Origin of the sequence: Streptomyces sp. UW30 (genome assembly GCF_008042075.1) — a bacterium.
In the GTDB taxonomy this organism is placed as follows: domain Bacteria; phylum Actinomycetota; class Actinomycetes; order Streptomycetales; family Streptomycetaceae; genus Streptomyces.
Map to the genome: position 1 here is coordinate 917,585 of NZ_RDBN01000053.1, position 3,156 is coordinate 920,740.

Sequence of the window (3,156 nt, forward strand, 5' to 3'; positions counted from 1 at the left end):
GTGCTGCTGCCGGTGGGGGTGGGGGTGGGCTGGTTGGTCACTCCTTGACGGTATCCGTTGCCGGTCGGGCCCCCGCGCCCCATTAGGGGGCCCGTCCTATTAATGGGGACCCCGCCGTATCAAGGGGGGACCCCCTCCGTATCAAGGGGGACCCCCTCCGTATCAAGGGGCACCCCCTGCCGTATCAAGGGGGGACCCCTGCCGTATCAAGGGGGACCCCCGCCGTATCAAGGGGGACCCCCGCCGTATTAGGGGGACACCCCCTCCGCAGCCCGCACGGCATCCCGGTAGGCCCGTGCCGCCACCCGCAGGGCCGCCTCCGGGTCCACGCCTGCCGCCTCGGCGCGGACCGCCATCGCGAGGAGTTCGTAGCCGAGGCCCTCGCCGGTGGGCAGCGGGACGTCCAGGCCCGCCGTGCGGACCCGGGACGCCAGCTTGGCCGCGAGGGCCAGGCCGGGCTGGCCGAGTGGGATGCCGTCCGTCACCGACTCGCGCTGCTTCTCGGCCGCCTTCGTGCGCAGCCAGTGCTCCTTGACCTCCTCGGGGGTCGTCGCCGTCTCGTCGCCGAAGACATGGGGGTGGCGGTGGATGAGCTTGGTGACGATGCCGGCGGCCACGTCGTCGATGGAGAAGGGGGCCTCCCCGTCTTCGGCGCGGCCTTCCTCGGCGATGCGGGCATGGAAGACGACCTGGAGGAGGACGTCGCCCAGTTCCTCGCGGAGTTCGTCGCGGTCGCCGTCCTCGATCGCCTCGACGAGTTCGTAGGCCTCCTCGATGCCGTACTTCGCCAGGCCCTTGTGGGTCTGCTGGGAGGACCACGGGCACTCGACGCGGATGCGGTCCATGACCTGGACGAGGTCGAGGAGGCGGGCGCCCGGCAGGTCGTAGGAGGCGGGGAGCAGCTCCAGATCCGGCATGGACACACGGCCGCTGCCGGCGAGGCGGGCGAGGCCGTCGGTGAGCGCGGGCTCGCCCTCGCCGGTCGCCACGACCACGACCGTGTGGCCGCCGGCGCAGGCGTCGATCAGTTCCTCGGCGGTCGGGGCGGCCTCGTCGAGACGTATCCCGGCCTCGCGCAGATACGGCAGCTGCGGATGGGCGCCGTCCGCGCACAGCACTCGGTCGGCGGAGCGCAGCGCCTGCCAAGCGGGCCAGGAGAGCAGGCCGGGGGCGACGCGGTGGCTGGTGGTGAGCAGGACGATGCGGCCGGGGGCGGCGGCTTCGGGACTGGTTGCGTTCACGATCCGAACGTAACCCAACCGACCGACGACCCCCTGAGTTATCCACAGGCCGGGCGGCGGCTCCGGGGTTGTCCACAGGGGGCGGGGTCCGGGCTGTGCCGCCGTCTCCAACGACCGGGCCGAGGTCCGGGCCGCTCTCCTTCACGGCCGGGGCACGGTCCGGCCGTGCCCCGCCGTCCCTCAGGGCCGGGGCGAGATTCGGGCGGTGCCGCCGCGCCTCGCAGCCGAGGCGAAGTCCGGGCGGTGCCGCCGTCCCTCGCAGCCGGGGCGAAACCCGGACCGTGCCGCCGTCCCTCACCACCGGGGGCGGGGGCGGACCCAGCCGGTCGTCACATCGCCTGCGGTGTCTCCGCCGCCGTCACCTCACGTACCCACGGCGTCTTCGCGTCCGCCCGGCTGCTCTTTTGGACGTCCCAGGTGCCGTAGCGCGGGTTGACGTCGATGGAGAGCTTCTTGGACGCCGCGGCCAGGGCGTTCCAGAAGGCCGGCTTGCCGGTGTCGGTGCCGAGGCTGGTGGCGAGCTTCTGCGCCTCCAGTTGGAGGCGGAGGTTGTCGTCGAGGCGCTGCGGCGGGATGCCGTACTGCTGGAGCCAGGCGGTCTCCAGGGCCTTGGATCCGCCGACCTGGCCCTCCAGGTCGGCGCGCATCTGCTGGATCTCCTTGCGGGTGACGCTCACCCCGGCGTCCTGGGCGGCCTCGTGCAGCACCTCGTCGAGGACCATGTTGTGCAGGACGTCGCGCGGGAGGCTGCCGGACTTGGCGATGACCTGCGCGTATGCGGCCTCGTCCGGTACGGCCGCGCGCTGGGCCTCGCGTACCTCGCTCACCCTGTTCTCCAGCTGCGAGACGGTGATCCGCTGGCCGCCGACGACGGCTGCCGCACCGGGGTGCGCGTCGCTTCCGCAGGCGGTGAGCAAAGGCGCCGCGACGATCGCGGCGGAGAGGAGGAGCGCGGTGCGACGGCGGCGGTGCAAGGAGACCTCCCGAGGAAGAGCTTGTGCGACGGTGCACAAAGTCTTGCGGTGATCGATGGTAGGCAGTGGGCAAGCTCTGGCCAACCCATTGGACCAACGATTCACCAGGACTTCGGGCACCGCGCACGCCGCCATGCGGGGGTCAGCCCGTGATGGCCACCGGTCTGTCCCAGGCGTCACGGTCCACGGTGATCGCGTAGCCGCCCCGCGTCTCCTTACTGCAACGAACCCGCGGGGGGCCGCAAAGATCCTTCAACCCGCGGCAAAAACTAGCCGCGCACCTGCCCCAGCCACTGCAGGGTGCGCCGCACCTCCGCCGCGACGGGGTGGCCTGGGCCGTGCAGGCGCTCGACGTCCATCAGCAGGCGGGCCAGGGTGTCATGGGCGGCGGGACGGTCGCCCACGGCGAGCAGGAGGTGGCCGATGCGGCGGCGTACGTCGTGGGCGAGCTCGGGGTCGCCGGAGACGTACTGGTTCTCGTAGTACGGCAGCAGCGCGCGGTACTCGGTGAGCGCGGCGGCGGGCTGGCCGAGCTGTTCCAGGCACTGGGCGACGTCGTAGCGGAAGCGCAGGGCCTGCGGGTCGGCCTGACCGGCCTCGCCGGCGCGCTCGTCGGCGAGGCGGCGCAGTTCGGGCAGTGCGCGCCGGTACTGGCCGTCGTCCATGAGCGTGGCCGCGTACTGCTTGCGCAAGGTGCGCACGACCGGGGAGTGCTCGCCGTGCTGTTCGGCCGCGGTGGGCAGGATCGAGCCCAGGATGTCGACGGCCTGGGTGATACGGCCCTCGCCGAGCAGGCGCTTGACCTCGTCGACGGCGCGCGCGACGTCCGGCTTCTCGGTGGCCGGAGGGACGGGCGTGGCGGGCGCCGGCTGCGGTGCGGGGGTGCGTGCACGCCCGAGCCGGAGCCACGATCGACTCCATCGCCCCGGCCTCCATGACCG

The 3,156-nt window shown here is 72.7% G+C and carries 3 protein-coding genes and 1 pseudogene; all 4 read right to left on the reverse strand.

The features are described from left to right. Positions 1-248 precede the first annotated feature (248 nt). The gene (locus tag EAO75_RS38425) at positions 249-1,241 is read right to left on the reverse strand and encodes a nucleoside triphosphate pyrophosphohydrolase (RefSeq protein ID WP_147999709.1); all 993 of its coding nucleotides are present in this window, start codon (positions 1,239-1,241) and stop codon (positions 249-251) included. Between the two features lie 329 nt (positions 1,242-1,570). After that, the gene (locus tag EAO75_RS38430; protein ID WP_147999710.1) at positions 1,571-2,215 is read right to left on the reverse strand and encodes a SurA N-terminal domain-containing protein; all 645 of its coding nucleotides are present in this window, start codon (positions 2,213-2,215) and stop codon (positions 1,571-1,573) included. Between the two features lie 142 nt (positions 2,216-2,357). Continuing rightward, a pseudogene (locus tag EAO75_RS47825) lies at positions 2,358-2,435 on the reverse strand (peptidoglycan-binding protein); the annotation flags it as partial. Positions 2,436-2,484: 49 nt separating this feature from the next. After that, the coding region (locus tag EAO75_RS47830) for a tetratricopeptide repeat protein (protein WP_261989592.1) at positions 2,485-3,156 on the reverse strand (672 nt) is incomplete at its 5' end.